The organism is Acinetobacter sp. Ac_5812 (assembly GCF_013072695.1).
Classification (GTDB): domain Bacteria; phylum Pseudomonadota; class Gammaproteobacteria; order Pseudomonadales; family Moraxellaceae; genus Acinetobacter.
In genome coordinates, this window is record NZ_LXUK01000026.1 from 25,970 (window position 1) to 51,221 (window position 25,252).

The 25,252-nt window shown below is 36.8% G+C and carries 30 protein-coding genes, 3 pseudogenes and 1 other annotated feature; of the genes and pseudogenes, 12 read left to right on the top strand and 21 right to left on the bottom strand.

Annotation, left to right across the window (positions count from 1 at the left end; all coding sequences use genetic code 11):
- The first annotated feature begins 44 nt into the window (after nucleotides 1–44).
- The 5 genes and pseudogenes from A7P55_RS19840 (at nucleotide 45) to A7P55_RS19860 (ending at nucleotide 2,056) form a co-directional block, all read left to right on the top strand.
- Nucleotides 45–347 carry a hypothetical protein gene (locus A7P55_RS19840; protein ID WP_252727905.1) on the top strand — a complete coding sequence of 101 codons (303 nt, stop codon included), beginning with the start codon at nucleotides 45–47 and terminating at the stop codon, nucleotides 345–347.
- An 80-nt stretch (nucleotides 348–427) separates the two neighbouring features.
- On the top strand, nucleotides 428–1,066 hold the full coding sequence (merB, locus tag A7P55_RS19845; protein ID WP_005028440.1) for an organomercurial lyase MerB: 639 nt from the start codon (nucleotides 428–430) through the stop codon (nucleotides 1,064–1,066).
- A pseudogene (locus A7P55_RS19850) lies at nucleotides 1,063–1,224 on the top strand (MerR family transcriptional regulator); the annotation flags it as partial. The gene merB and the pseudogene A7P55_RS19850, both read left to right, overlap by 4 nt.
- Nucleotides 1,225–1,288: 64 nt before the next feature.
- Nucleotides 1,289–1,450: pseudogene (locus A7P55_RS19855) on the top strand (IS6 family transposase); the annotation flags it as partial.
- A 72-nt stretch (nucleotides 1,451–1,522) separates the two neighbouring features.
- Nucleotides 1,523–2,056, top strand: a complete 534-nt coding sequence (locus A7P55_RS19860; RefSeq protein ID WP_171553501.1) for an integrase core domain-containing protein — start codon at nucleotides 1,523–1,525, stop codon at nucleotides 2,054–2,056.
- Between the two features lie 39 nt (nucleotides 2,057–2,095).
- Here A7P55_RS19860 and A7P55_RS22900 read toward each other — a convergent pair.
- Together A7P55_RS22900 and A7P55_RS19870 are read right to left on the bottom strand one after the other, a co-directional pair.
- Nucleotides 2,096–3,082, bottom strand: a pseudogene (locus A7P55_RS22900) (site-specific integrase); the annotation flags it as partial.
- A gap of 275 nt (nucleotides 3,083–3,357) precedes the next feature.
- Nucleotides 3,358–4,110, bottom strand: coding sequence for a hypothetical protein (locus A7P55_RS19870; protein WP_171553502.1), 753 nt, complete (start codon nucleotides 4,108–4,110; stop codon nucleotides 3,358–3,360).
- A 147-nt stretch (nucleotides 4,111–4,257) separates the two neighbouring features.
- Here A7P55_RS19870 and A7P55_RS19875 point away from each other — a divergent pair, with 147 nt between their 5' ends.
- Entirely contained in the window at nucleotides 4,258–4,899 is a 642-nt protein-coding gene (locus tag A7P55_RS19875) for an N-acetylmuramoyl-L-alanine amidase (protein WP_024160906.1), read from the top strand.
- A 38-nt stretch (nucleotides 4,900–4,937) separates the two neighbouring features.
- Here A7P55_RS19875 and A7P55_RS19880 read toward each other — a convergent pair whose 3' ends face one another.
- The gene (locus A7P55_RS19880; protein ID WP_171553503.1) at nucleotides 4,938–5,471 is read right to left on the bottom strand and encodes a hypothetical protein; all 534 of its coding nucleotides are present in this window, start codon (nucleotides 5,469–5,471) and stop codon (nucleotides 4,938–4,940) included.
- A gap of 189 nt (nucleotides 5,472–5,660) precedes the next feature.
- Here A7P55_RS19880 and A7P55_RS19885 point away from each other — a divergent pair, with 189 nt between their 5' ends.
- Nucleotides 5,661–6,089 carry a hypothetical protein gene (locus tag A7P55_RS19885; protein ID WP_005006263.1) on the top strand — a complete coding sequence of 143 codons (429 nt, stop codon included), beginning with the start codon at nucleotides 5,661–5,663 and terminating at the stop codon, nucleotides 6,087–6,089.
- A 75-nt stretch (nucleotides 6,090–6,164) separates the two neighbouring features.
- Here A7P55_RS19885 and A7P55_RS22740 read toward each other — a convergent pair whose 3' ends face one another.
- The 9 genes from A7P55_RS22740 to A7P55_RS22750 form a co-directional block, all read right to left on the bottom strand.
- Entirely contained in the window at nucleotides 6,165–6,827 is a 663-nt protein-coding gene (locus A7P55_RS22740; protein ID WP_252727906.1) for a hypothetical protein, read from the bottom strand.
- A 20-nt stretch (nucleotides 6,828–6,847) separates the two neighbouring features.
- Nucleotides 6,848–7,126 carry a hypothetical protein gene (locus A7P55_RS19895; RefSeq protein WP_252727908.1) on the bottom strand — a complete coding sequence of 93 codons (279 nt, stop codon included), beginning with the start codon at nucleotides 7,124–7,126 and terminating at the stop codon, nucleotides 6,848–6,850.
- Between the two features lie 168 nt (nucleotides 7,127–7,294).
- Complete coding sequence (locus tag A7P55_RS22905) at nucleotides 7,295–8,122, bottom strand: ribonuclease H-like domain-containing protein (RefSeq protein WP_171553504.1); 828 nt, start codon at nucleotides 8,120–8,122, stop codon at nucleotides 7,295–7,297.
- A gap of 144 nt (nucleotides 8,123–8,266) precedes the next feature.
- Nucleotides 8,267–9,486, bottom strand: a protein-coding gene (locus A7P55_RS19905) for an IS3 family transposase (protein WP_171553505.1) whose coding sequence is annotated in 2 segments (ribosomal slippage) — nucleotides 8,267–9,210 and nucleotides 9,210–9,486 — 1,221 coding nt in all. Because the reading frame shifts where the segments join, the coding sequence is not laid out codon by codon here.
- Nucleotides 9,095–9,211: a sequence feature (AL1L pseudoknot), on the bottom strand. (Overlaps the previous gene by 117 nt.)
- A 47-nt stretch (nucleotides 9,487–9,533) precedes the next feature.
- Complete coding sequence (locus tag A7P55_RS19910; protein WP_171553506.1) at nucleotides 9,534–9,854, bottom strand: hypothetical protein; 321 nt, start codon at nucleotides 9,852–9,854, stop codon at nucleotides 9,534–9,536.
- Between the two features lie 208 nt (nucleotides 9,855–10,062).
- A complete protein-coding gene (locus A7P55_RS19915) occupies nucleotides 10,063–10,995 on the bottom strand; it encodes a tyrosine-type recombinase/integrase (protein WP_005006225.1) in 933 nt (310 codons plus the stop codon).
- 26 nt (nucleotides 10,996–11,021) lie between these two features.
- Nucleotides 11,022–11,594 (bottom strand): hypothetical protein, encoded by a 573-nt coding sequence (locus A7P55_RS19920; RefSeq protein WP_005006224.1) that lies wholly within the window; start codon nucleotides 11,592–11,594, stop codon nucleotides 11,022–11,024.
- 113 nt (nucleotides 11,595–11,707) lie between these two features.
- The gene (locus tag A7P55_RS19925; protein WP_005006221.1) at nucleotides 11,708–12,553 is read right to left on the bottom strand and encodes a hypothetical protein; all 846 of its coding nucleotides are present in this window, start codon (nucleotides 12,551–12,553) and stop codon (nucleotides 11,708–11,710) included.
- 118 nt (nucleotides 12,554–12,671) lie between these two features.
- Nucleotides 12,672–14,588: a hypothetical protein gene (locus tag A7P55_RS22750; protein ID WP_228141518.1), complete on the bottom strand. Its 1,917-nt coding sequence runs from the start codon at nucleotides 14,586–14,588 to the stop codon at nucleotides 12,672–12,674.
- 111 nt (nucleotides 14,589–14,699) lie between these two features.
- Here A7P55_RS22750 and A7P55_RS19935 point away from each other — a divergent pair, with 111 nt between their 5' ends.
- Nucleotides 14,700–15,737 (top strand): hypothetical protein, encoded by a 1,038-nt coding sequence (locus tag A7P55_RS19935; RefSeq protein ID WP_005006219.1) that lies wholly within the window; start codon nucleotides 14,700–14,702, stop codon nucleotides 15,735–15,737.
- Nucleotides 15,738–15,838: 101 nt separating this feature from the next.
- On the opposite strand, the gene A7P55_RS19940 is transcribed toward A7P55_RS19935, so the two are convergent.
- From A7P55_RS19940 to A7P55_RS19970, 7 genes are all read right to left on the bottom strand, one after another.
- Nucleotides 15,839–16,675, bottom strand: a complete 837-nt coding sequence (locus tag A7P55_RS19940; RefSeq protein WP_005006218.1) for a nuclease-related domain-containing protein — start codon at nucleotides 16,673–16,675, stop codon at nucleotides 15,839–15,841.
- Nucleotides 16,676–16,677: 2 nt separating this feature from the next.
- Nucleotides 16,678–17,028, bottom strand: coding sequence for a hypothetical protein (locus A7P55_RS19945; RefSeq protein ID WP_216078121.1), 351 nt, complete (start codon nucleotides 17,026–17,028; stop codon nucleotides 16,678–16,680).
- A gap of 350 nt (nucleotides 17,029–17,378) precedes the next feature.
- Nucleotides 17,379–17,687 (bottom strand): hypothetical protein, encoded by a 309-nt coding sequence (locus A7P55_RS19950; protein WP_000753507.1) that lies wholly within the window; start codon nucleotides 17,685–17,687, stop codon nucleotides 17,379–17,381.
- A gap of 141 nt (nucleotides 17,688–17,828) precedes the next feature.
- Nucleotides 17,829–18,152 carry a toxin-antitoxin system HicB family antitoxin gene (locus A7P55_RS19955; RefSeq protein WP_171553507.1) on the bottom strand — a complete coding sequence of 108 codons (324 nt, stop codon included), beginning with the start codon at nucleotides 18,150–18,152 and terminating at the stop codon, nucleotides 17,829–17,831.
- A gap of 8 nt (nucleotides 18,153–18,160) precedes the next feature.
- On the bottom strand, nucleotides 18,161–18,406 hold the full coding sequence (locus tag A7P55_RS19960; protein WP_171553508.1) for a toxin HicA: 246 nt from the start codon (nucleotides 18,404–18,406) through the stop codon (nucleotides 18,161–18,163).
- A gap of 53 nt (nucleotides 18,407–18,459) precedes the next feature.
- A complete protein-coding gene (locus tag A7P55_RS19965; protein WP_171553509.1) occupies nucleotides 18,460–18,891 on the bottom strand; it encodes an Arc family DNA-binding protein in 432 nt (143 codons plus the stop codon).
- 246 nt (nucleotides 18,892–19,137) lie between these two features.
- Complete coding sequence (locus tag A7P55_RS19970; protein WP_005006214.1) at nucleotides 19,138–19,827, bottom strand: hypothetical protein; 690 nt, start codon at nucleotides 19,825–19,827, stop codon at nucleotides 19,138–19,140.
- A 218-nt stretch (nucleotides 19,828–20,045) separates the two neighbouring features.
- Between A7P55_RS19970 and A7P55_RS19975 the strand changes: the two genes are divergently transcribed.
- The 4 genes from A7P55_RS19975 (at nucleotide 20,046) to A7P55_RS19990 (ending at nucleotide 23,719) form a co-directional block, all read left to right on the top strand.
- Nucleotides 20,046–20,564: a DUF2726 domain-containing protein gene (locus tag A7P55_RS19975; RefSeq protein WP_005006211.1), complete on the top strand. Its 519-nt coding sequence runs from the start codon at nucleotides 20,046–20,048 to the stop codon at nucleotides 20,562–20,564.
- A 111-nt stretch (nucleotides 20,565–20,675) separates the two neighbouring features.
- Nucleotides 20,676–21,137: an H-NS histone family protein gene (locus A7P55_RS19980; RefSeq protein WP_038350047.1), complete on the top strand. Its 462-nt coding sequence runs from the start codon at nucleotides 20,676–20,678 to the stop codon at nucleotides 21,135–21,137.
- 242 nt (nucleotides 21,138–21,379) lie between these two features.
- Nucleotides 21,380–21,709, top strand: coding sequence for a hypothetical protein (locus A7P55_RS19985; RefSeq protein ID WP_005006208.1), 330 nt, complete (start codon nucleotides 21,380–21,382; stop codon nucleotides 21,707–21,709).
- A gap of 201 nt (nucleotides 21,710–21,910) precedes the next feature.
- Complete coding sequence (locus A7P55_RS19990; RefSeq protein ID WP_005006206.1) at nucleotides 21,911–23,719, top strand: zinc ribbon domain-containing protein; 1,809 nt, start codon at nucleotides 21,911–21,913, stop codon at nucleotides 23,717–23,719.
- A gap of 80 nt (nucleotides 23,720–23,799) precedes the next feature.
- Here the strand turns inward: A7P55_RS19990 and A7P55_RS19995 are convergent, their stop codons facing one another.
- A complete protein-coding gene (locus A7P55_RS19995; protein WP_005028471.1) occupies nucleotides 23,800–24,033 on the bottom strand; it encodes a hypothetical protein in 234 nt (77 codons plus the stop codon).
- 195 nt (nucleotides 24,034–24,228) lie between these two features.
- On the bottom strand, nucleotides 24,229–25,236 hold the full coding sequence (locus A7P55_RS20000; protein ID WP_047471615.1) for a hypothetical protein: 1,008 nt from the start codon (nucleotides 25,234–25,236) through the stop codon (nucleotides 24,229–24,231).
- Nucleotides 25,237–25,252: the final 16 nt, after the last annotated feature.

A 25,252-nucleotide genomic window follows, 5' to 3' on the forward strand; every position in this document is an offset into this window, starting at 1 on the left:
ATAAACTATAAAATGGTGCGCTCTGCGGAAGTGAAGTCGACGGTATGTATAAGAATGGGCGTGCGGCTCCTGCCAACGATGCAGAGGCTTTCAAGTGGTACCGCCTCGCTGCCGAGCAGGGACACACGCAGGCTCAAGTCAGGCTGGCCCAGCTGTTTGCAAAGGGTCTTACCGACATCGCGCCCGACCAGGTGCAGGCATACCAGTGGATGAGTCTGGCCGCAGCGTCGGGAGAACCGACAGCAGCAAAAGTCGTTGCAGACTATGCAGCTCAAATGAAGCCCGAACAGTTACAGCAAGCCCAGCTGCTGGCCGAGGAATGGCAACGCCGGCAAGGCACAAAGTAATTCGTCTTTTTTAAGCGCAGGACGTAACCGCCGAGTAAGGTTTATCTCGGTTGATCGCTGCCCGATATAACAGGTGGAAAATGGACAAGACTATTTATTCCAAAAAGATTGCCGAAAGCCTTTCATCTGGCAATCATCCTAAAGAGTTCGCAACGCTCTTTGTCGCGCTGCTCCGACAGCTAGCGATGGGGGGACCTGTATCACGCGAAAAGCTCGCCGGCGCACTCGGATGGTCTGGAGCGAGAGTTGCAACGGTACTTGAGCAGGCACCTGGTACGGAATATGACGACGAGGCCAATATCATTGGACTGGGCCTGACGCTACGCGAAACCCCTCACGTTTTTGAAGTGGATGGCCGCCGTTTATACACCTGGTGTGCGCTCGACACCTTGATGTTTCCCGCTTTGATTGGCAAAACAGCCCGTGTCACGTCGCGCTGTGCTGCCACCGGCAGGCCGATTACGCTCACAGTTGCGCCAGAAGCAGTGCTTCATGTCGAACCGGCAGAAGCAATGGTTTCACTGCGAACTCCGGATGCTTCACCCGACATTCGCTGTTCCTTTTGCTGTCATGTGCATTTTTTTGCATCGCCTTCTGTTGCAAATGCATGGGCTTCGACGCACCCGGGGATAGAGCTCGTGCCTGTCGAGAATGCATTCGGTCTCGGACATCTGATCGCGCATAAGCTGTTAGAAGACAGCGAGCGAAACACGGCATGAATGCCTACTCGATTTCGAAGCTTGCTGAAGATGCAGGCGTAAGCGTGCATGTTGTGCGCGACTACTTGATGCGCGGGTTGTTGCATCCCGCCTGGCGAACCGAAGGTGGCTACAACGTTTTCGATGCCAAAACACTGGAACGGTTGCGTTTCCTGCGCGGGCACTGTTGCAAATAGGCTGACATGATAAGCTAAATATCTTATTTATTTCGAGATACAGCAGATGAATCCCTTCCATGGTCGGCACTTTCAAGGTGAAATCATTCTTTGGGCTGTTCGTTGGTATTGTAAATATGGCATCAGCTATCGTGAACTTCAAGAAATGCTCGCTGAACGGGGTGTGAATGTTGACCACACCACAATTTATCGTTGGGTTCAGCGTTATGGGTAATCCCCCCTAAAAATAAAAGGATCTAAAAGTAGAATTTTCTCTTAAGATACGAGCAGGAGATTCTGCATGAAAACATCTAAATTTACTGACAGCCAGATCATGTCCATTTTAAAACAGGCGGAGTCTGGCACACCTGTAGCCACCCTTTGTCGTGAACATGGCATGAGTAATGCCACGTTTTATAAATGGCGTGCCAGATATGGCGGTATGGATACCTCATTGATGGCTCGACTGAAAGAGCTGGAAGCAGAAAATACCAGACCTACAATCCGAGTTATTCGTACGTTGAATCAGTTGCTGGAGTGGCGAGAAAAGCCGTTAGTTATTCGGTGTGACAATGGCCCGGAGTTTATCAGTCATGAATTTGTACGCTGGGCTACTGAGCACGGTATTCGTATTGAATATATTCAACCAGGTAAGCCACAGCAGAATGCGTATATTGAACGTTATAATCGGACTATACGTTATAGCTGGCTAAGCAAGCATCTATTTGACACACTGGAAGAAGTACAAGATTATGCAACAAACTGGTTGTGGCATTACAACCATGAAAGACCACATCAAGCTAACAAAGGAAAGCCACCTCTAAGGGCTGCTTAACCTCTACTTTTAACTTCGGTTATTTATGGGAGGATTACCATAACTTAAAGCAGAATAGGGAGGCTTTAAGGATGTAAATAAGATATGTGAAGGAATTTCTTTTCGGATTTCATTTATATAGATTTGAAGAATTCTGTAGTCTCGTTCCTGCAGTTTAATTACTCGGTACGAATATTCATTTTTGATTTTTGGCTTTTTTGATCGATCATCGAACTCATCATCTGTATTTGTAATAATTAAACTAAAACTATGATTCTGAATTGATTTTTTAATAGAGTTGGTTGTTAGTAGCATAAGCTCACCAATTCTAAGACCATAGTTGAGCATGAGATGTATGATCAGAAAGTTTCTGAGTTGTACATTTTTAGATCTAAAAGGATTTAATTCATTGTATTTATTAGAGTTACTTGGTGAAATGACTGAATACAATCCTTTAATCATTTCCTGATTCATGCTCTTAAAATTATGATTTATCTCACTTTTAATTGTCTTATTGGCTTTTGAAAAATTATTTATAATTTTTTTCTTTATTGTCATATATTTATTCAAGTTTTCTTTAATTTTTTGAATTTCCTTCAACGTAAGTTGTGGCTGTGATTGCATGCTTAAGTATTCATTAATCAAGAAGTTGTAAAACTTTAAGAAGGATCTAACTCTATGACCAATTGTTGTGTAATTAATATGTTCTGAATTGCTTAGCCGTATAAGATTACTTTCAAGTTTTTTATTATTTTCTAAGTAAACAATGAAATTATCAATTTCACATTGAATGATCTCAAAATTATAGGATGTCGAATAGAACGACTCACAAAAGGACGTGGCAAACTTTTCAAACCAAAATTCATACCAAAATTTTATTGCGATTAAATCTGCATGCTGCGTAGAGATACTTTGAAATCTAAGAAATTTCATGGTGTACAGCATAGGGTACATACATGGACAGAATGAATCTAAATCAAATAAAAGAATAATTTGATTTTCGTTTGAGACTTTCTTTTCTAAATGAATTGTTTTTAAAGCAAACATAGTAAAGTTTATGAATTATTCTTAAGGTCAACATATCATATTTTATGATTGAAATAGAAATTAGTTAAGTTATTGAATCTTAGTTCAAGAAAGAAAAATATGAAGTTATTGTTAGGTGTATCGGAATTGTCATAATTAAAATTCTCAACGGAGTAGAAAAGGCACTACCCCACAATTTTTTTCTCTCAAAATGTCATTCACTGTCATTTTTTAGTGGCAAGTACCAGGTGCAATTCTTTTTACGGTGTATTACACCGTAGATGTTTTGAGTGAGCTTAGCTGGCACCGTAAAAGTTTTGATCGACAAAATATCCAAAGTCAACTGGACTGTTAATCCATTTGCTAAACAAAACGTGAAACAGCAAATTATTGTAGTCTATATATTTTTCATAATTGTTCACGATACCTAAGTTCAGCAAGTTTTTTTCAAACTCAATGCGTTCAATGGGTTCTGATTTCACAAATGCATGGATGGATGCTTTGATTACATGATAATTATAACTTTCTGATGGACATTGACGTTCACATGAAATAATTCCAGCTTCAATGAACAAATTAATATTACGCTGCCAAGAACGTCCGTGAATGTGGTAATTCAGGCAGTCACCAAGTTTTTGCAGATCTGACAATTTAAAGGACTTGTTTTGGCAAACTGCAAAATATGTAAAGGTAAAATAACGATATGAAATATCTTTTTTTAATGTCTTAAACTTAGGATTGTCATAAAAGTTAACATTAGCATTCGTTCTATATATTTTAAGGAACAGCTCACCATACTTACTTAATCTATAATATTTAGATGAGCGACAAGTAGAACGCCCTAGATCCTCTATCATCCCCAATTGGACCCAATTTTTAATAAGACGCTGAATAGAACGAACGAGCCATTTAGACTTATAACCCTCTAATTCATCTATATAGGTGCCTTTCAGGAAGTGAACACTCAATGGTCGTGGGTGATGTTCTACAAACTGAGTGAACAGTCGATGTATAAATTTTATATCCAAAATTGTATTTAGAGCTCTCATGATAAGTACTTTAAAACCATCTTAAAACCATTTTAACAAAACCTTTTAAACCTTTTAATTTTTTTTAAATTAAATATACTTAAAACCATAATAATAGCTTAAAGGGTTTTAATTGTGCTAAAGCTAAAATGTATATCGATATTAGCAATGTCAATCATTACACAATCTATCTTTGCTGAAAATTCAGTAGTACTTGATGTTGGCCATTCACCAAAACAAGCTGGATCTACTGCAGCTAACGGCTATCCTGAATACACTTACAACCTTAGCATGGTCAATTCTATTGAATACTTTCTTAAATCGCGTCATGTCCAAGTGCTCAGATCTTCAGTGAATGAAGATAAAGTCTCACTGGTTCAACGTGCGACCAGATACCCTAATGCTAATCTTTTTATTTCGGTGCACCACGACTCAATACCTACTGAGCTGACCAAGTACAAGAATCAACTCAAAGGTTTTTCAATTTTTGTATCAAAGAAAAATCCAGAATACGGAAAAAGTTTGAAATGCGCCAATCTCATTGGCCAGAACCTAAAATCAATTGGTGAAAGCCCTTCTACTTACCATGGCATGAATATACCAGGTGAAAACAAAAAGCTTTTGACCTCAAATGGCGTATATCAATATGACAATCTAGTGGTCCTGAAGAAATCACAAAAGCCGGCGGTTTTAATTGAGATCGGCGTGATTGCCAATCCTGAAGAAGCAAATCGCTTATCTAATCAGAAAGTAATCTGGAAAATATCTGAAAATATTGCTCAGTCGATACAGCAATGTTTAAACCAATAAGGTGCATGCTGCAGTAATCAATATGCACCCCTCTAGAATTAGAATCTTATGCCGACCGTTTCACCATCATCATTGACCGCACCAGCATCATAAGTGTTATGCCATACGCCATTAATCATGACCAAGTGTGGCGCCCAAAATGACACTGTTTGAATATTATGCAAAACATCATCTGGCGTATCGAAACTAGAAGCACCTATATAGCGGAAGAACATCAAGTTTTCGCCTAGTTCTTCAATATACATTTCAGGATCAAAGTCATCCAAAAACTCTTTATCTTCACGTATCACTTCGTTTAACTCAGTTTCAACGAGTTTGAGTAAAGCGGTAGGCGTAGGTAAACCATCATAAGCCCATTCAGACTCTTTACCTTCAAGTTCTATCCCATCTTTAATATCAAATGCAGCGACATATCCAGTAAAGTAATTTTCAGCTTGCGAGAAGTTATTCGGCATGTCTTGATAGTATCCATCAAGTACGGTCTTAATCTTTGCCAAGGTTGCATCAATCGTACTTTGAATTGCACTTTCAGCACGTTCTTGAGCTGTACCTCTTTGCTTAGCTTGCCCCATGTGTACCCCCTGATTATTCACATTTTGACTAGTATTTTATTTCTAAAGCCTATTGTTTCAGCACTTTAAACCGATTCAGTATATACCAAAGGTTTGCTATTTATATTTCATATATGCGATAAGTCTCAAATACTACAAATGGCTTGGTAGCTAAGTGATATAACATGTTTTTGTGCTTCAGGCTTTACAATGCTTTTCTCAGATTATCTAGACCAACATGCCGTTATTCTTGCGCTATGTTTGGCAATCTGCATATCTTCAGTTGTGGTTTATACAAAGTATAGAACTCTACGCGCCGTTTATCTTACTGGTGCATCCCTATTCACTTTAACCGCCACAATATTTCTATCGATCGGATTTTATTTAACTACATTGGATGTATCTGCTTCAGATAGAAAGGAGATCCAAAGCATTATTTCTCAAGTGAGCCAAGACAAAAATATCGCTTCAGCAATTGAACTCAATCAAAGAAATAACTATGAATTATTGGTTGCAGTATCTCAAAAGAAAAACCTTACCTACTCAGATCTAGGCAGTATTCAATATGGCCAAGTACGTGACACAGTAAATTTGACGAAATATTCTCAATACAAAACTTTGGTGAATGCTGAGTACTAATTTTTATTGTTGTTTGCGTTGTTCAAGAACACTGATTTATGCACTACTCGTTGTTCTTCCTCATATCGTATCACTTCATGAGCCACGCAATATAGAGATATATTTCTTAGACATTGTTTCCATAAAAGTTCTGGATAGAGTTTTGTATAGGTCAGGAATGTTCTTTTCCCAAAACAACAATATTTCACCCTTCGTTTTGCATAATTTAAAATCATCGGTATTGGTGAGATCCTTTACCTGTTGAATCATCACTTCCCTTTCTTTTTCTTTGGCTTGTTTTTCTAAAACTTTTTGTTCCTTGATTTTGTCTTGTTCAGACAAAAAGTTCCTACTTTTCTCGCGTTTTTCACTGTCAGTAATGAACTTAACCAAGTGGAATAAATGTTCCATCCATTCATCCGTATGGGTTAAGCCAAGTATGCAACCATTTAGATTAAAGCCAACATTAACCAGGCCTATATCTGATGATGTTTTATTTCTGATATTCAAAATGACATCTTCATCCAGTTCATTTTCTGCAATGAATTCGTCTATATAGTGTTGGTACTCTGGAGATAGAAAACCGTCAAAGGTATATCGAACAACTTCTACCAGTAAAAAATTAACCCCGAAAAGTTCAATGTGTTTTTCAATCTCTTCAACAGGGATTTCCAACTGCATTGTAGATACGAGGCTTTCTACGTGGACCAGTGGCTTACCAATTTGCTGTAACTTTTCATAAAGCTCATTTGCATTCATGGGTTGGTTCAATCCGTTTTTTATATTTTATTCAGCACAGCCAATGTCGCATTGAGCATATCGACTGAAACCTCTAATTTTTTTGCTAAACGGGCCATGTGGCCGTCATCAAGTATTCTTAATGCCTTATGTAATGAAGTATAGTTTTTTAGCTCTGAAAACTCTTCAATTTTTTCATTGATATAGACATCATCTAAACCAGCTTCTTCAAAACACTCAATTACAGATAAGCCAACATATGAAAGTTTCTGTTTTTTAACATATGTTGATTGTTTTTGGTCTATTAAACCAAGTTTCACAGCAATTTTGTGGCTTTCACCACTGTCAGTTCCATAAATTAATTAGAGTGACTGAACATACAATCAATCAGTTATCATTCAAATTTCACAGCAATAAATTAGAGTAACAACCGAAATAAGCAAGATTGGCTTGTAAATTCACACAAATAAATAAGACTAGACGTAATATTATTTATTGTTATCCCTCCTAATTGTAAGGCAATTCATGCAAACGATAAGTTTGTAAGCTTTTTCATTTTCAAGATTTTCACTATATTTTAAGTTTTCAATTGTATACAACTCATCGTTTTTGCAAAAATTGCAAGCGGTACTTTTTGAGGTAGGCATTTGATAATAGTTTTCAGGAAATTCTAATTCATTTCGTCCAAAAACTTTGGGTAGCATAAGTGATTTGGATTGCAGTAGTCTATAAATTAAATAGGTCTGTCTTACGTCTGAAAAACAAGCTTTGGTTAGCTCGTCCATATTAAGAGACTGCATATCACGCCCCTTTACCATCTTTTTATCACCAAGATTTAGGCGAGCAAGTAAATCTAAAGAAAATCGTTTTCCTGTTTTAAGATATAATTCTTTAAGAATATCAAAATGAATACCTTTGTACTTAAAAGGGTTTTTAAAACCTAATTGCTTTTGAATTACAGGAAAATCGAAATGAATACCATTGAAAGAAACAACTTTATCAAATGACCTTAGTAGCTTTAAAAAGTCTTTAACATTATTAATGTCGAATGAGTATTCAGTAATACTATTATCTTTAATACATATACAACAGATAACCCTTACACTTGGATAGTAAAGCTCAAATCTTTTATCATTGCATTTTTGATATTTAATAAAATTTTCACAAAAGTTGTTAGTTTCCACATCGAATATAATTATATTTTCAGGTTCGGTTTTCGCTAAGACATGAAAATCGGCATTCTTATATTTATCGTAAAGCTCACTAAGTTGAAGTCTGTTGTTTTCGTCTAGGTTGAAATTGATGAAGTTTTGCACAGTATGACTAACAGGATAGAACCACCCGCCAAAACATTGTTGACTTATATCAAATATATTTGTTGCAGTATAATTTAAACAACAAAATAAACTGCTATCATGCTTTGAACCGTACCAGGTTTGTCGGAGACTTTTTTATTTAAGTTAGGCCACCTGACCTAACGGGTTAATCTTATCATAGTACATTGCTTCAAACTCAAAAGGCGATACATAACCCAGTGCACTGTGTACACGCTTTTTATTGAACCAATCTACCCAGTTTAGTGTCGCAAGTTGTACATCTGCTAAACCTTGCCAATCTGCTTTTAGATATTCAATCACCTCTGTTTTGTATAAGCCATTCACCGTTTCAGCCAAAGCATTATCGTATGAATCACCAGTCGTACCGACTGATGCTCGTAAATTTGCTGCTTCTAAACGATTGGTATAGCGAATGGAAAGATATTGCACACCTCTGTCGGAATGATGAATCACATTCTTTGGCATGCCTCGATCGTGCAATGCTTGCTCAAGTGCATCGAGCACCATATCTGTATTCATCCGTGTCGATACTTTCCATCCAACAATTGCTCGTGAGAACACATCAATAATAAATGCGGTGTAGACCCAGCCAGAATTGGTTTGAATATACGTAAAGTCACTGACCCATAATTGGTCAGGTCGATCAGCACTAAAATTCCGTTTCACTAAATCACCTGCCCGTTTTTGATCATCTCGGCTGCGGGTAGTTTGTTTGTTCTTACCACGCCAAACACCTTGTATATCTAGCTTTTGCATCAATCGAGCAACTGTACAACGTGCAATAACATAACCCTCACGTTTCAATTGTTGCCAAACTTTACGTACACCATATCGACCTGAACTTTCTTTCCAAATACGTTTGATTTGCTCTGCATGATGTAAATCATGCAGAGCACGTTTCGCTCGATGTTCTGGGTTATCAACGAGATCTAAAGCCCGATAATAGGTCGAAGCTGCAATCGGTAAAATTCTACAAATCGCTTCAACACCATATCGATCTTTATTGTTATGGATAAAATCCACCATTATTTGTGTGGGCGGTCGAGCTCCGCCTGGGCGAAAAAAGCGGCTGCTTTACGTAGAATTTCATTGGCACGTTTTAATTCTTTAATTTCACGTTCCATTTGCTTCATTTTTTCTTGATCAGATATCTGTTGTACTTTAATAGGATTTTGCTGATCTAAATGCTTTTGATGCCAGGCACGAAGTGTTTCAGGAGTACAACCAATCTTAGGCGCAATTGCTGTGATTGCAGCCCAAGTAGAAGGATAATCTTTTTCAGATTCAATCAATAATTGAACCGCTCTTTCTCTGATTTCAGGGGTATATTTTAATTTTGTCATCGGGATAGTCTCTCAGAATATTGACTCTCCGACAAACCCGGTACGATTCACTTCTTATAAATCAGACAAACAACTTTATATTCTTCACATTGCTTTAGAATTGCAATTTTTGCATTGTATTTGTAGCAAATATCACCCCACTTTAAATTTATCTCATTACTTAAAGATTCAAATTTTTCCCAATCTTTATCAAGTTTTAGATTATATGAAGAACGACCAAGAATATTTGATGTAATTTGTTCTGTTATACTTGAGAAGTTAAAGCTATATATATTGTTAGTAAAAATAACTTTCCCTTTAATTTGAACTTCATTAACTTCTGTTTTTAAAAAACAATCAATAGTGTTACCAATTTTAAAATTTATCATCAATTTACTCTGATCTATTTGTGTAAACTCTCATTTATTTGTAGAACTGACAACCACGCTTAGGTAGTCGATTGTTTGTGATGACCCTTGTATTGAAAAATTCTTTTTTTACTTGTTCAAAAGTCTTAGCCATTACGGGCACCATCAAAAGTTAATTATTTCGATCGTTTACGATATATCTTTAGAAGTACAAGAAGCGAATAAATTATTAATCTTGGTTCGCTCTAGCGCGTGGATGTGCATCTTTATAAGAACTAATCAACGTTTCGTGATCTACAAGAATATATACTTGTGTCGAAGATAGTGATTTATGACCTAGCATTTCCTGAACGGCGCGAATATTTTTTGTTTTGTTATACAAGTGCGATGCAAAACTATGTCTCAAAGCATGAGTACTACCAATATGTCCAGAACCATGCGCCTTTAACAGAGCTGTAATGCATGCACCTAAATGGTTTTTCGCAATATGTTTGCCAGATGGTGCAATGAATAAATATCCGCAGTCTTCTACTCCAGCTTTTGAAATCCAACGATTACGAACTAAAAGCCAAGTAGAAATAGCCTCTAGTGATTTTTTTCCTAAAAAAACAATCCGTTCATTATTTCCTTTACCCAATACCTTTAGTTGCATAGCACTGAGGTTGATATCACTTAGTTTGATGGCATGTAATTCAGAGATACGTAAACCGCCAGAATAAGCAATTTCTGCAGCTGCTAGATCTCTTAACTTTTGATTATTGTATTTCGGATTTAATGGCGTCTTGTTATCAAGTATCTCATTCAACGTATTCACGGCGATCGGGCGCGGTAAGCTTTGATTTTTGAACTTAACCCGAATGTCAGAAAAGAAGTTTTCAGGTATATATTCCTTACGCAGACAATAGTTCAGGAAGTTTTTTAAAGCTGATAAATTTTTGTTGAGTGTTCTTGCAGAAACAATATCAACATCGATTCGATGCAACCGAAATGATGTGATGTAATCGCGGTCTAGTTCCAATAGATGTTTACCTTTAAAAAAAGGCATTTCTAACATCAAAAGTAAGCTCTTTTTGTATTCATTAATTGTCATGTCGGACTTATTTTCAAGCTTCAGGCTATCCAGCCATTCTTGAATCAATTCCTCATTCGTCATGCTATGCATGGAAAGGTTTTCCGACATAATAATGCTTAAAGCTCTTGGATGGTTTTTTCTAGCTGAACCTGTTCGTCAGCCTTACTTAATTTTATGACATTTTGCACAATATCCATATATTCTTTTACTGATATTTTGCCATCTGCTTTCGCTGCGTCCACAGTTTTGCGTAAAAATGGATTATCTGAATATTTTTGGAATAAAGTGAAGGCTTTAAGGTCATTCAACGCGTCTGCATTAATTGAGCCATTAGAATGTTTAATGATGCAATTTTTCACCTGGTTTTCAGGTGTTTTGATGTAAGTAACTTCGGGCATAAATAGTTTGTATTTTGTAACCAATTGCACCTCATTAGAAGCTAAGCAACTGTATACAATTTGCGATATTGGTTCTTTTGGACCACTAACACTCCACCCTCCCGTAACCATTAAAAATGGGATGTTTGAATACGGGTATTTGAATGTATCATCAACCAGCTTATTAAACTCATATGCTGTCGATAGGTAGCGATCGTTTGTAAAAACATCAACATGTGACATATCCTTCGGAACTTCTGTGCATCCCCCGATCATGATTACAGATGCAATTGAAAGAAGTAATTTCTTCATAGTTCTAACCTTAATTAGATATCCTTTCTAAGTTACAAGTAACTTTTGCTTAGGCTACGGTTAATATTTATCCAGGAACAAAATAAAGCGGTCGATAGTGACCGCTATATACATTAGAAATTGAATTTTTCAGTGTTGTACGCATAGATTTTATTAATATCAATGCGTTTACCTTGCATGGTTGTTATTGCAGTTGGTTGGAATTTAATTGCAAGATCTTTAATTTCAACGTCTTTCCATTCTGGCATGGAAGACGGTATATCAATAGTGCGGCGCTCTTTGGTACGGGTAGCTGGTATCCAGTGGTTTAACTTAACCATTGAGTCACCTAACAATGTACCTCTTTTGCGATCAACAATGCGTAAGTTTCCTTCCACCGAACGTATTTTTAAACCAGAATAGTTATCAATTCCATAAGTAAATGTGTTTTGGTTTTTACCGTAAAAACGTACTGTAAATTGATCGCGCATATAATAATCGTAATGTGCTTTTAATACCTGAAGCATAGTTTCACGATCTACAACATTTTCGACAATATCTTTGTCAGTACGTAAGGACTGCAGTTTATTAAGTGCTGGTTCAACATTCAATTGTTCGTCTGATACGTTTGGATTAACTAAAGGGTTACGTTGAGGGTAGAAAATATCGTTTAAGTAAGCTGTGTGCTGAACTAATAAATACATCGCTCGTTGTCGAGTATTCATCTGTTGATAAAGGTGAGCTGTCGCTTTGTATCGTTGATTTGAATTGTTCTCAAAATAGCTATCAGACAGTTTATATTCGCTGATTTCAGGTGTAAGGCCACCAGCAACAACATTAAAGTTTTTAGATGGCGTTAAAAGCCCCACGTAAGCTTCTTTAAAGTTTGGATTTGGGGTTGGTACATCATCATAAGCAAAAGCAGTATGTGCTATTACAGTACCAAGGATACCCACCATCGCAGTTTTTAATAGTTTCATTCAGTATTCTCTGTATAACTTTAAAAGGGTTTTATGTTTGAAAGTATAATACTTTATTTTTGTGCATTTAAAAAACCACTATTTAAACTTAAAGTAAAAATAATAATATTCCTTAAACCTATTTAACGCCATTCGTTAAACTATCGCTTAATCTCATTAGTCTTTTAAAGGTCAGGTAGTTTTTTGGTAGTAGTTTAGAACTAAGCGTTAAATTTGAGCATTGATCTAAGTCAATTTGGGCATTTTGATCGATAGGAAAGAGTTGTCCTTGATATGCAAAACCAGTCGAATTTTTAGCGATCGACTCAATCAAAAATACACCGTATTTATCTTGTTCCGTGGCCACTGTACTTAAACCACCTAAGGATGTAATCAGGTTTTTAAAATATCCTGGTATTGCGTTCTTAGTGCGTAAGAATTCTATTTGATTTTCAAATGCTTCAGGTGTGAGACATAACATAAAAGCATTTTTCTTTTCTTCTGGCGTTTCAAATACCTTGCCATTGGTCCACGACAGGATATTCGGCTTGAATACATGCAGTACTTCAACCGATTTAAGAAGATCCGCTACATTTGTTTTATGTTGTTCATCGGCTTCAGGCACAAACTGATTTTTGGTATATACCGCAGTACAAAACCACTCATAATCAATTAACTGATTATCGGCATCTAATGGTTCATACAGCAAATACACGGCGCTATCACGCTTAATGGCCAACAGTGGTGATACTGCATATTGTTCTGCAAACTGAGTGATTGCATCCAAGAGCTCACTTGATATGTTGAGTTTTTTGGCATTGAATTCATCGCAAATTAACAGTAATTCTTGAGTGAGTGTTGGTACCACGTTTAACGGCGAACCAGTCTTGTTCAGCATCTCGTTAATAGCATTCTCAATTGCCCCTTTTGTTAGGCTATTGATGAACTGCAGCTGCTCTAATGAGATCCCTTCATGATCCAAAGCCTGTATGACCAGATCAAAAGCATGACGAATTTTCTTCTCAAAATGGTTTGCGTACGATAATCCCCAAGCGTCAGAAAAAAATGAGACTGTTTGTTCTGTATAGCTGGTATTCATTAGGGTTTTGGCAAGTTGCGCGTTACCGATTAAGTCACTTTCATCTTCTAATTTTTTACGCAAGTACTTCTCAATACCTTGTTTGCGAACGTACTGGATCTTCTTCAGGTTTTGACTTGATAGCCAAGTCTTATATTGCGATACAGCATATTGAATGTTCATATCGGCATATGCAGTAATACGGCAAGGTATACCATCAAAGAACGTTGGTAGAAGCACCTGTAAGAGCTCTAAATCACAAAGAGAAGCATAGATAACGCCGTCAGCCACTTCAAGGTCTGTAATCTTCACTGAGAATGAGTGAATACCGACTCGAACCAGTATTAATTTATCGGTATTTATTAGCACCGCATCATAAGAACTTTCACTGGTGATATTGTTTGCTTTAACCCATTTTTCCCAATGGTTAACGATATGGCCAGAAAGCGCTTCACGAGTATCGAAAGGTTGATCTAGATCTGCAGTTGCACTTATGAACGTATCTAAGCTAAACGCATATCGTAAAGGCTTTAGCTCGATATATGTCTCAATCGCTGTTGTATGTTGCTGAATACCATTAGTAATGCTTTGGAGCTTCAGTGCATAGTTCAAAGCCTCAAGCTGGAGCACTTCATCATCACCGATCTGCTGAAACACCGATGTAGCATATGAAAAATTAGTTTGTTCGCCGTGAATATAACGTCTTTCTTGCCCAATCTGCAGATACAGATTTTTGGCATCAGATTGGACTAAATCTAGGTAATTTTGTGGCTGAAGATCCTGAGCAAGTTGCGTAAAAGGTATTTTAATTTTTGATACTTTAGGTGCTTTTTTTAAACCTTCAATTGATGTCGGAAATTCAATAACATCTAAAATAAAATCTAGGTTTAAAGTTTTAACATCTATGATCAAATGGTTTTTATAAAAACGTCCAATCAGGTTATTAAAAAAACAAACTTGGGTTTTATGGTTTAGCATAAATATACCTTTATGAATCTTAAAGATCATCTTATAATAGTAGTATAAGTTTTAATACTATTTATCATGTGGTATTTTTAAACAAAGATAAAACTTTTAGTGAGTTGTTTCATGACAGAATCAGTTGTACCAAATAATAGCGCTTCAGAGAACGCACAAATACCAGGTACGATCGGAACATCAGCCGTTGCAGAACACAAGGGCGATAGTTTTAACGGCACAAGCATCATCACGATTGGTCGAGTTGACTTAAGTAGTTCTATTGAGCCTCTATTTGTACCAGTCTCAACATTGTGGTCCATCACACCGGGTAATTATCCTTTAAGCGCAGAAAATATTAAAAACTGCACGGCAGTACGATTTGAGGGTGAAGAACTACTTACCCAAAACTTCGCATTAGGCTCAATTGTGGTTTATAAAATCAATGGTGTTTTAGGGAACCATGTAATTGTGGTCAGTGAGGATCGAGACGGCGGTAACGATAACCGTGCGATTTACTGCAATAGCTTCAATACAACATGTAATATCTTATCTCAGTACGGTATTGCCTTCGCTGAGCTATATCGCCGCAAAGTATTAGAGCTTGATCAAGTCCTCTATACCAACCTCAATAGATCCCTTTTACAAACTCTCTATGCAGAAAATGAAACTGACGTTATTGATTTAGAGTGGAATACAAAGCACCACCCTACTCTATACGTTCATGCGTCAAACTTAGTTGCATCTGAAGAGCACGGTTTTGTGAAATATGATGGTCGTATGGCTGGTATTGGTACCTTTTCTACAAAATGTCTAACTGCAGACCGTAACGGCAACTTAATTAAACCAGAGCTAGCCTTCCTCAATAACATTATTGAAATTAATGTTACTGAAAAAGATGCGTTAGAGTTCTTGAATTGCTCTATTACGAATAACCGCTTCTTTTCGCGTATGGTTGATCAACTCAAAAGTGCTGGTCGTAAAGAATATGACTTCATCACGAACAACATTGATTTCTTCGCCGTACATGTGAAGCTTAACCTTGAAGAAGATCGTCCTAAAATTACGCGAATGGTTTTAGCACCAGATTTACCAATTCTGGAAAACTATTTGTATAAGCAATACGATCCAACCTACCTTGGTGAAGCCGTTGACGACTTAATTCAGTAATACAGATCTAAAAAAGCTAAAAGCCTACAATGTAGGCTTTTTTAATGCAAAAAGGAAAAGGCTTAATAATTACGGAATCCCAACCTGAATAACTGATATTTTTAGCGACCAAAGATCAAACTAAATAAGTACCCAACCCCTTCACCTTTCATACCATTAGCAATATGAAAAGCAATAGCTAAACAGATGATGACCGTTCCATAGAAAAATAGGTACGGTGCTAAAACACCTTTGAATTTCTTTTCCATTTGATCATGTAATGTGTATTTGATCGGAGCGGAACTTTGATTACGACTATTATCACTTGGAGTATCACGATCTTCTGACTGAATAAGATTGCGAACTCTAGGAGCAACACCCTGATCCCAAGAATATTCTTTAAGTTTTAACTTGTTTACTAGGTATACAATATCATCACTAGCAAGACTAATCCCCTTGGTATGGAGTCTAGACAAAGTATCCACTGAATTGGCAATATCGGTAACATAAAACCACTTTCTTACCGAATGAGACAAATCCATTTGCGTACTAGATAACTCATTCAGGATGATGCAACCACTAATAAAACCTAAGTTTTGGTCGGTAAACAATTCAGCACTTTTGAACCACTCTAAAACAGCAAATCTGTTCTTCCGAATCTGAACAAATGGATTAATCTGAGAGCCACCCTGAACCTCAAGCTCACCATTAATCTGCCATTCCCCATTTTCCGACCCAACCAGATTGCCTGAATAGTTTTTTAGGTCAATAACAACGATTGCTTCCTTGGTGAAAGCAATAACATCAATTTCCTGACCTGACCACATTGTGTTATAGAACAAATAAATCCAATCTTCACTATTACCCCAATGAAGCTTCAATTGGGTTAATAAGTCTTCAAACATTTTTTGTTCATTTTTCAGGTGGCTAACATCACCATAATACGCATGAATAGTCATTATTAATCCTCATCCGTATAAAACAAAACTTCACCGCATTTAGCACAAGAGTTGCGAATTTTGTAAGTATTGTTTTTTAAGGCATATCTGCGAATTGATGTACTTTCGCAAAAACAACATTTCACGATATTTGTAGTCACAACACATTGAGGGTATTCAGTCTTATACCATTCAAGTGTTTGCGTGTTACGAACAAAGCGCTGTCTCTGCCACCCAATTTGCCCAATTGTTCCGTGGTAATGGAAATACAATCCTGCTAGAGAGAAACCACCACCCCAAACCAAAAAGAACAAACCAGAATTACCACCCATCAACACGTAGTTATAAATTAGCGCTGTGAAACCCACCGTCATAAAAAGACCAGTGAATATACTTGAAAAAATCACCTTTTCATTCCACCTAAAGTTTAAAAAATACTGCTTTCAATTAATTTCTAATAACAAATTCGAAATAATCACATCAACCCAATGCTTCTAATTTTCGAGCAATATATTGGTTGATTAAAAGTCAAGTTCCGAAATTTATGGTTTGAGCAATTTCATGATCCAACTATTGCTGATGCTGTAATGGACCCCCAAATGTCAGTTCCAATTTACTAAGCGACAGTTTTATAAAATATCAATAAAATACATTCAATATTCTAAAGAACTGTGCGACAAATTTACTAATCAATGTTGCGATAAGACCAAAAAATTACACTTAACTATGCGACAAAAATAGCAACAGCTAATGTGCAAACAAACACTAGCGTATATTTTGTCGATGTATAAAACCATGAGTAAATAAGCTCATTTTTCTCAGGTTTATTGTTTAAGAGCTTTGCTAAACCGAGCAATACACAAATCAAAGTGGTAGCAATAGTTGCAAACCACAGACCTACCTTAAACCCATAAAACAACATTGATAAATTTGTAATTTCAGCATTTGAGTGAACATAAGTCATAAGAAAACTAAAAAAGAATAATCCAATTACAAATTTCCAAATGAAGATATGGACATTTGTTTTTTTCATCTAAATTCCCTTGAGCAAGCCTTATCGCATGGTTTGCAAAATACTGGATAAAACGACCACCTGTTCCTGTTCGTACCATACCAGTCGTTCCTGTTTCTCAAACCACTGGATATGAGAAAAATCTCATATCCTTAAAACTGCTTACATCGCTAATTTTGCAGATACTAAACGATTCATGCTTACACCACGTTCTGCTGCTTCCAAGGCTAGTTTTTGATGAACCATTGATGGAACACGTACAGCAAAACGACCACTGTATTTCTTCTCTGAAAGTGGTACTGGTACTTTTTCATTATTGCTGATCATGTCGGCTACAACCTCAGCAACAACATTAACAATGCCTGAAAATGCTTTAGATTGATCTGCATCAAGCCAAGATAACGATGGAAATTCAGCACATAGTCCAACGTATTCATTATCTTCTGCTGACCACATAACACGGTAAGTATATTGCTTACTATCCATTTCCCACCTCACAATGCATTTAGTTTATCAAGTGCAGCCAAAACTTGCTTCACCTGATACGGTTTAGCTTTTCCACTATCATCTTGAAGATTTATACGAGGATCGCCTTGCCACGGTGTTTTAAATACGGTGTGACTACCACCTGTTTGCCTTGGCTCACCAAAATACTGTTTGCAAACCTTGAGTAAATCCACATACCGAATATTTTTTGGATTATTCCGCATTTGCTCTATGAGTTGATCAATATCAGCCATTAATATGCTCAATAATTCCAATCCTCAAATAGTATCAATAATGATACTATTATTCAAGAACTGATTTCACCATCGCCATGTAGAAGCCAAGACGGATTAACTTTTAGATACTTTGCTATCTCTCGAAGTTGTTGGAAAGATGGTTCATGTTTACCTTGTATCCAGTCTAAGACAAGTTCAGCAGTTTCATATCCTAGTTGTTCAGCAATGTGTGTATATTTAATTTCTTTTGCCTGTAATGAATTAAAATACTCTATTGCTTTAATTAAGCGATTTGACAGTTCTTTCTTACGATCAAGAAGTTGATATGGGTTCAATACACTATTATTGTCTAATTTTTTAAAGTTAAAGCTATTTTCTAGTCGTGCCACAATTTCAGCATTCATGGATCGCTTCAAGCCTTGAGCTTCATTTTCAATTTTTAACTTTAAAGATGTTGGTAATCTAAGTTTAAATTGTGCTTCTGCTATTTGTGGTTTATTCATTTTTGGCTCATTACGAATAGGAACGACTGGTATGGTACGAACAGGAATAGGTGGTATGTTTATGTAGGAATATGCAATGGTTGTTTGGAATGTCGCATAGTTAATTAGAACTCACACCAAAATAATGAATAAAACACCCAATACCATGAGGAAACATAAAAAGGCGAATACATATAGGAACAGGTAAAAAATAACTTTAAAAAAATAATATAGTTTGTTCCTAAATATTCCTTACCTGTTTAGTGATTAAGGCGCTTTAAAATTCAATTGGATTTTATAAGTGTTCAAGACATCTGCTATAACAGTACCTTCAGGGATCTCAATCTTATCCCCTACTTTGTATGTGTTCACAAATTGCCAAAACACCGCTTTTTCTTGTGGATCTAAACGAGAAAGGATGTATAGATAAGCAGATTCAAGCTGTTGTTGGCTTGCATAGCTATCTACTGATACTACTGGCGTAGTTGCGAAGTTATAGTTCAATTCATCAAGAAGAGCTTCATATACAGTCGTACTTGCATACTTGCTGTATTTACCCTTGTTTTCAGGAACCGTATAGCCGTGGTTGTAATTGATCATACGAGCAACGTAACTGGCCAATAGTTCCGAGTTTTTAGGGTTTTGCTGTAAATAGTCTTCCAGCTTGGATTTATCAGCTTCGTGCGCCGTTAAAACCACTTCCCCGTTATTAATAACATTCAAGTTAAGTTTAATGCTCTTAATTTTACGAGGCGGTTGTTCAAATTCCGCACCATTAAAGCGATGTTTAACATTGATATAGTATTGTTCAATTGCATTCGCTTTAACTAAGGGAATTGGTGAAGATGATACAATTGGAGTTTGTGAGACTTTAACGGTTGTGTTGTTGGCATAGAGGTGTGCTGATAGCGAGATTGTACCAATCAGTAAAGCTAAAGTACGTTTATTAAATACCATTTTAAACTTTTCCAGTGAAATAGTCGGTGTTATTTGTGAGAACCAGTTTTACTTTTAAAACTACTTCTAAGCTGTCTTTACAAGATTATACTATTTTTAACATTGCATCACTAATAGTCCTTAAACATTTTTAGTTAATTCGTATCAATCACCGTTAAAACTATCTAATATGTTTAAGAAGTTTAAGCACCCTTTAAAATTTGTTGTGTATTAGGTTTATGGAAACGATTTTAAATTCCTTTTTGTTAAAGTCCATAATTTATTCATTATTGTTTTATATAGTGTATAAGTTTGTTTTTGCTTTATGTGGCGTATTTCGCAAACCTAAAACTAAAGCCAAAAAGAATTCAAAAAAAGGCTATCGTAAGCCTCAAAAGAATCAGGAGCTTGTATCTAAAAAAGTCCTTACAAAAGACGAGATTATAATGCTTGATGCACTAGAACAGGTCATTCCATCACGCAACATTTTGGTGCAAGTAAGCATGAGTGCTTTTATGACCACGCAAAACATAAGTACCCGAAATCAGTTTTCTAGGCTTTACGTGGACTATTTGATTGTTGATGAAGACTACAATCCTATATTATCTATTGAGCTTGATGGGCATTATCATAAATATACCCAGGATAAAGATAAAAGGCGTGACGAGCTTTTGAAGAGTGCTGGCATTCCTGTCATTAGGTTTAAGGAAATTCCCGACATAAAAGTTATAAGAAAAACCATTTCAAGGTATATTTAGGTATAAATACGATTAACTCTAATTGATTTTAATAATGTAAATGTGTAAAAATGGTTTTGTCGTAAGAGATATTTTGAATTAATTTTCAAATATATTTCTAAAGGTTTAATCATGAACAACTTAACTCGCAATACTGGAACTAATGACATGTTAAATGTATCAAAACCAGAAAATGTTGCTCAAATGTCACCTGTTGAACTTCAGAATTATATTGAAGAACTTCAACAACAACTAGTCGTTAAAGAAAATAAAGCTTTTCACGATGCTGTTAGTGCCATTAATGCAATCATTTCAGAAAAAATTACTGCCGATGGTGTTGTGGACATCCATACACTTAGTGAATATCTAAAAAACAACCACATTGATACCACAAAAGTTGAGCCTGTAAGACGTCAAAAACGTAAGCTTACGCATGAATGGGTTCACCGTGAAAACAACAGCTTACGTTGGGCTGGTCGCGGTCAAGTAATTAAATGGTTACGTGAAGAAATGATTGAAAAGGGTTTAGATCCTTCAGATAAAGAAGCTGTACGTAGTTATTGCGAACAAAATCTAGACCTTAAAGAGATTTAATCTTTAAAACTAGTGAAACCACCGTAAAAGGTGGTTTTTTTTTGCCATTATATAGTGTCGTTAAGCGATACCCTATTCTATTAGCTTTCAGCCGATAACAAGAAAATTTGCAATTGGTATATACTTAAACCGTTTTTATAAAGGTCACGTTATACAACGGACTAGTTTTAGTTAAATTTTGGTATATACATTATAAGTATATGTGACTATACCTTTGCTTATGTTTCGCTGGAGGCGATTAAATGTCATTCAAAACTCTATTATTAACTGGCTTATTATCTGTAGGTTTGGTTTTAGTTGGTTGTAGTAAAAAAGAAGAATCAACATCTCAATCAAAACCTATTCAACCAGATGAACAAATTGACAAAGTAGATCCATCTGCAGACCTACAAGCAGCGCGTGAAGCTTATGTCGATAATGAAAAACCTTCAAAAGTTGAGGGCCACGATTTTGATGCACATCAAAAAACTGCAGAACAAAATCCACCAAAAGAGGACGAGCAAAATGATATGTCTTCTATGCTGAACGCTGCAGCTGCAGATGCTCAAAAACAAGCAGATCAAAACAAATAACAGCACATAAGCTTGGTACATCTTTAAAGGGGATTCGTTATCCCCTTTTTTAATGCGCCTTTAAAATACTTTTTAAATTCCCTTATTAAAACTTAACTAAAACAGTGATTCATTTTAACTAAAAAAACTTTATACCCCACGACTTAGTTATAATTAACCAGTTAAAACGTAATTAGATAAATGCGTTAAGGAGTATTAAAAATGGCATATGAATATAACTCGCAAGATAAGCGGTTTGAATTCCCTAATCCCTACCGAATAGAAAACATTTTTAAAGTGATCGGTGCCATCGTTTTTATGCTGGCTGGCCTAAGCTTAATTTTCAGTGCAAAAGGTCTATTCAGTAACGGTGTATTTGTTGCACTACCACCGCTTATAGTTGGTCTAGCAATGTTCAGTTATGGCGCTCTACTGCTGACCACAGGCTTATCAAACCTAAAGTTCTACTTTGGTCGTGATCAACCAGCCGGACTTGCACAGGAGTTATCCATTCAAGAAACTGGTGCTTATCCTGGTGCAACCGATATTAAAGAGATCCTACGCCAAAGCGCTTTGATTTATGAAGAACCAAAAGGCTCAGTGAACGGGATTCTATATTCACTGTTCCCTAATCTTATTTTTTCGCCATTATTCATCCGTAACGCTGCAGAAGCTCAATTTCAAAATGCGATTGTTTTTCTGATTACCTTAGTGAGTGCTCTAATCGCGTATGTGGGTGCATCACCCAATACAGGTGCTTGGCTTGGGATTGTTTACAACGCCATTATTTTGATTGTTTTATTGCGTCCTATGGCTAATCCGAACTCAGGTGCACAAGAAATTGGTTTATCTAAAGTCATTGGTTTGGTTTTAGTCGCCATTCTTGGACCTGTATTGGTTCCTATCCTTACCCAACATGCAGTTGCACCTATTTGGTTGCCAAGCATGGATAAAGCAATTTTTACGTTAATTGCAGCGCTGATTGCGATTGCGATATTCTTCTTGGCCGTGATTGCTCAAATGGTAAAACAGCCACCACAAGCCAGTGCTGGAGTCGTTCAGGATAGTTTGAGTATGAATTGCCAACCAATGCAATTGTTTGATGAACTTGAACGCCATCTACAAAAGAATTGGGAAAGTGCTATTCCTAACAGAATCTATTCACGCCAGTTGCCAGTTATCAACTCTCGCAGTAAAAACGGTGCTTTTGAGGGTGAGATCTTAGAAGAAACTCAACCAGTGCCAATCAATACCCTTCGTGATATGACATTGAGCTCATGCTTCAAAGAAGAAAAGTATCGCTGGTTAGCCATCCTCAATAGTTTTGGATTGTTAAGTTTTATTGCTTCAGTCGTATTAATGACTATTTTTGCCAAAGGTCTATATAACGGAAGCTATCTGGATTTTAGCGACTTCACTTATGGTTTCTTTGGTGTATCGATGTGGATCTTAGGGAAGTTTTGTTTTGAGCACGGTAATTACCTATGGAGCCGTTTTGACTTTGTATCAAAACTAATATGGGTTGAGGCTAAAGGTAGCTATCAATTGTCTCAAATGAACTTTGGCCGTTACCTTGACGACAGCGTGAAATCACAAAAAGAAGTCATCAATGTTGAAACCATGACGTTACGTGTCTGGTACGCTGAAATTAGCACAACGACCTTCGGTAAATATCAAAACCGTGCGATCTTGAGCATGACTGCTTGTACTGATGATGCTGTTGTACTGAAAGAGCATTTAGCCGACTTTGCCAAAAGCCAAAGCATTGTGGTTGCCCCAACGTCTGAAGTAGATATTAACCGCATGTCATCTATGAACCAGATGAATAGCGCAATCAATAAAAGCTCACCAAGAACACATGGTACACATCTTGGATTGATGAATAACCCTGAAACACACAGTCAGGATCTATCAGATCAAGTACCCGTGATCATCAAACCGAAAAAGAATATGTTTTGTGTGAAATGTGGTGAACCACTTCAGGACAATATGCTGTTTTGCCCTCAGTGTGGTACCAAAATAGAAAGTTAATCGTTAAAGAAAATAAAGGAATGGATTACGAATGTGGTCCATTTTTTTTTGACATCAAAAAAATAATTAGAGCTCTAATATTAAGAGTTTAATTGAGCGTTGACATATTCTTCGACAGAAAATCCCTTTACGCCAGTTTCTATAAGTGCATGCACAAAGTCTGAGAACGTCACTGGAATGTACCCTACTTTGAATAGTGCCTCATTCAACTCTTTGTACTTCAGAAAAACTTCTTCTTTATGTTTTTTCTTCAGCTTAAACGTGGACGGCAAATCTGCCACTTGCAGATCTTGAATTTTGGTTGGGTTGTTCATAGCGTACCCGGTTGCTTAAAAGTTGCGAAATTAAACTATTGTAATGTGAAAATTAAAAAATGCAGAATAAATCTGCATTTTATTGTTTCATTTTTTTAAGATCTATTTGATAAACAGATGCTTAAATTAGTATTCTCAACCAAAAGCCAATTAATAGCGGATTAACCAAAATCAATCCGTTTCTTATTAGTATGTTTAATGTGTTGCTACTGGCGTACCAAATGCATCAGGATGTTGTGGTTGTTCACCACCACTTTGTTGAGCTTGACCAGGTTGACCAGGTTGACCAGCTGGAGCAGTTGTCTTACGTGCAGCTAAGTCCTTCATGATGTCTTGACAAGACATGCCCCCTGTTTCGTATAAGTTGTACGCAACAGGATCTTTTTTAGGATCTGGCGGTACACACTCCAATTCAGGTTCACTAGCAGTTGCAGAATCGGCATTCATTTTGTCCAGTTCGGTAGTAATCAATGTCAGATCGATGTCACTTGGCGTAATTGGACGACTGCTGATCTGCAAGCGATAAGTCATAGACGGCGTTAGTAGCGCATATAGTTCGCGGATCTGATTGGCCATAAGCGCAGGATTTTTCATTACGATTTTTTGGCATAAGAAAAGGTGCACGTTGTTCGGGCTACAAACACTTCCTTTACGCTGACTTGATTGTGGGTTTTGGGCATCCACTTTCAAGGGGTAGACTTCAATGTAAACTTCATACGGCGTATCTGGCTGAAATTGGAAGTTCTGCAAACTAGCAACGACAGTTGAATACGGTTCTGACGTATCTTGTGCATGACAGAATACTTGTGGTGCGTTACAGTCAAAGTTACGACTAATACGGTCGATAATTTCATTGCGCTGAGCAGCCAATTTCATACTTTCTTCTTTTACTCGTCTTGCAACTTCACTCTGCAGTCGAGCTTCAAGTTCAACATCGCTTTGTTGTGGACGTTCAACTTCGATGTTTTGATTGCCAAAAATAACCACAGCAAATAACAAAAAGAAAAGAACACCACCGCCAATCAAGATTAGCTTTTTATGATTAGCAACAAAGTTTTCATCAATGTTTACTTTTTTGCCCTTCTTTGCTGTCTTGGCTGGCTGTTCAGGCTCACTTACATGTTCATCATCGGGTTGGATTTTGATCGCTTCTTCAGCTTCCTTCCCGATGTTGTCCATATCATCTGGTTCGTGATTACTCATTTATTCACCTATTCAA